This is a genomic window from Pseudomonas sp. NPDC086112 (assembly GCF_044746425.1).
In the GTDB taxonomy this organism is placed as follows: Bacteria; Pseudomonadota; Gammaproteobacteria; order Pseudomonadales; family Pseudomonadaceae; genus Aquipseudomonas.
Genome location: NZ_JBIVCD010000060.1, coordinates 13,713 through 16,188, shown reverse-complemented (window position 1 = coordinate 16,188; position 2,476 = coordinate 13,713). Strand labels below are relative to the sequence as shown.

2 protein-coding genes and 2 pseudogenes are annotated in these 2,476 nt (G+C 56.9%); 1 reads left to right on the top strand and 3 read right to left on the bottom strand.

Going from position 1 to position 2,476, the window contains the following annotated elements; genetic code table 11:
• From ACIPLA_RS26690 to sdhC, 3 genes and pseudogenes are all read right to left on the bottom strand, one after another.
• Nucleotides 1-831, bottom strand: a pseudogene (locus ACIPLA_RS26690) (FAD-binding protein); the annotation flags it as partial.
• A 6-nt stretch (nt 832-837) separates the two neighbouring features.
• Nucleotides 838-1,203 (bottom strand): annotated as a pseudogene (gene sdhD, locus ACIPLA_RS26685) (succinate dehydrogenase, hydrophobic membrane anchor protein); the annotation flags it as partial.
• The gene (sdhC, locus tag ACIPLA_RS26680; protein ID WP_032830362.1) at nt 1,197-1,571 is read right to left on the bottom strand and encodes a succinate dehydrogenase, cytochrome b556 subunit; all 375 of its coding nucleotides are present in this window, start codon (nt 1,569-1,571) and stop codon (nt 1,197-1,199) included. The pseudogene sdhD and the gene sdhC, both read right to left, overlap by 7 nt.
• Nucleotides 1,572-1,933: 362 nt before the next feature.
• Between sdhC and ACIPLA_RS26675 the strand changes: the two genes are divergently transcribed.
• Nucleotides 1,934-2,476: citrate/2-methylcitrate synthase (locus ACIPLA_RS26675; RefSeq protein ID WP_401177327.1), on the top strand; the 543-nt coding region annotated here is incomplete at its 3' end.

Below are 2,476 nucleotides of genomic sequence, written 5' to 3'. Positions count from 1 at the left end.
CTAGATGACACGCTCGGCGTGATTGTCGATCAGGTAACCACCTTCACCACGGCAACCTTCGGTAACCAGTACACCGGCGCCGGCGATGCCGGTCGGGTGGAACTGCCACATTTCGATGTCTTGTACCGGTACGCCGGCACGCAGCGCCATACCAACGCCGTCACCGGTATTGATCAGGGCGTTGGTGGTCGAAGCGTAGATACGACCTGCACCGCCGGTGGCCAGTACGGTAGCCTTGGCGCGGATGTAGGTGGTTTCGCCGGTTTCGATGCAGATGGCAATCACGCCGACGAATGCGCCGTCCTGGTTCTTCACCAGATCAACAGCGTAGTACTCGTTAAGGAACGTGGTGCCGGCTTTCAGGTTGCCCTGATAAAGGGTGTGCAGCAGCGCGTGACCGGTACGGTCGGACGCGGCACAGGTACGGGCGGCCTGGCCACCTTTACCGTAATCCTTCGACTGACCGCCGAATGGACGCTGGTAGATGCGGCCCTGTTCGGTACGGGAGAACGGCAGACCCATGTGGTCCAGTTCGAAAACTGCAGCCGGGCCTTCCTGACACATGTATTCGATAGCGTCCTGGTCACCGATGTAATCGGAACCCTTGACGGTATCGTACATGTGCCAGCGCCAATCATCGTTCGGATCAGCGGACGCGATGGCGCAGGTGATGCCACCCTGGGCCGATACGGTGTGCGAACGGGTCGGGAAAACCTTGGTGATCACGGCAGTCTTGTGACCGCCTTGTGCCAGTTGCAGCGCTGCGCGCATGCCGGCACCGCCGCCACCAATAATGATGGCGTCGAAAGAAATCGTTGGAATGTTAGCCATGGATCCGATACCCCAGAGAATCTGCACACCCCAGACGATGTAAGCGTACATAGCTACGCCGCATACTGCCTGGAAAAGGAAACGTACTGCAGTCGCGGACTTGCCCAGCGCCATCGGCGTCAGGTAGTCAGTCGCGATAGTCCACATGCCGACCCAGGCGTGAGCGCCCAGGGCTACAAGGGCCAGCAGACTGAAGATACGCATCCAGTTGCTTGCGAACAGTTCGTGCCATTGGGTGTAGCCAATGCCAGGATTCGCAACGAGGTATCCGATCAGGAAGATGAAATAAGCCGCGAGAACGACCGCAGACACACGCTGTGCCATCCAGTCATAGAGGCCCGAACGCGACAGGTTCGTAACGCTGGTTACCATATCCAAACTCCCGCCAGAACGATCAACACCGCAGATACGGCGATAATGATTTGCGAGCCCAGTTTGCCGCCTTCCAGCGTCTCACCGATGCCCATATCCATAATCAAATGGCGCACACCGGCTACCAGGTGATACAGAAGAGCGGACAGGAGGCCCCATGCTACGAACTTGGCCAGCGGGCTGGTCAAGCATGCCTTCACCTCGGCAAAACCTTCCTCGGAACCCAGAGACTTGCCCAATGCATAAAGCATGAAGCCAAGCCCCAGGAAGAGGATGATGCCGGAAACACGGTGAAGAAACGACGTAACGCCGGTGATGGGGAGTTTGATGGTCCTTAGGTCTAGGTTTACAGGTCGTTGGCTTTTCACGGCTTTTTTTCACACTGAAGAGCCCCTAACAATCAGGGCAAAGTTGTTGGGGAGTGCACTGGTCAGGTAACCACCACCCAGGGATGCGACCCCCAATAAAGCAGGCCCAAAAGCCCCTGGCGGTCGGTGGCCGAGTATAGACAGTTAGGCTACTAATGACAACGCGTACACCTTCCCCTAATAGCTGATTGCACAAGTGAGATAAAAGGCGTAAATGGCAGTCAATTTCGAGGAAAAAGTCCGGTTAAAGCCTTCTGGAGCAAGACTTTAGGCAAATTGACATTCGAATTTATCTCACTATAGTGGTGCGGGCCCTGCGTGGGGGGTCTGTCTGATGATTTCAAGCATAAATAGGAGGCCACATGGCTGACAAAAAAGCGCAGTTGATCATCGAGGGCGCAGCCCCCGTCGAGCTGCCCATTTTAACCGGCACCGTTGGTCCCGATGTTATCGACGTTCGGGGCCTGACGGCCACGGGCCGTTTCACCTTTGACCCTGGTTTCATGTCGACTGCCTCCTGCGAGTCGAAGATCACCTATATCGACGGCGACAACGGCATTCTGCTGCACCGCGGCTACCCGATCGAACAGCTGGCTGAAAAGTCGGACTACCTGGAAACCTGCTATCTGCTGCTCAATGGCGAATTGCCGACCGCAGAACAAAAGGCCCAGTTCGTCGGCACCGTGAAGAACCACACCATGGTTCACGAGCAATTGAAGACCTTCTTCAACGGCTTCCGTCGCGACGCCCACCCGATGGCCGTCATGTGCGGCGTAGTGGGTGCCCTCTCGGCCTTCTACCACGACTCCCTCGACATCAATAACCCGCAGCATCGCGACATCTCCGCGATCCGCCTGGTTGCCAAGATGCCGACCCTGGCCGCAATGGTGTGCAAGTACTCCATG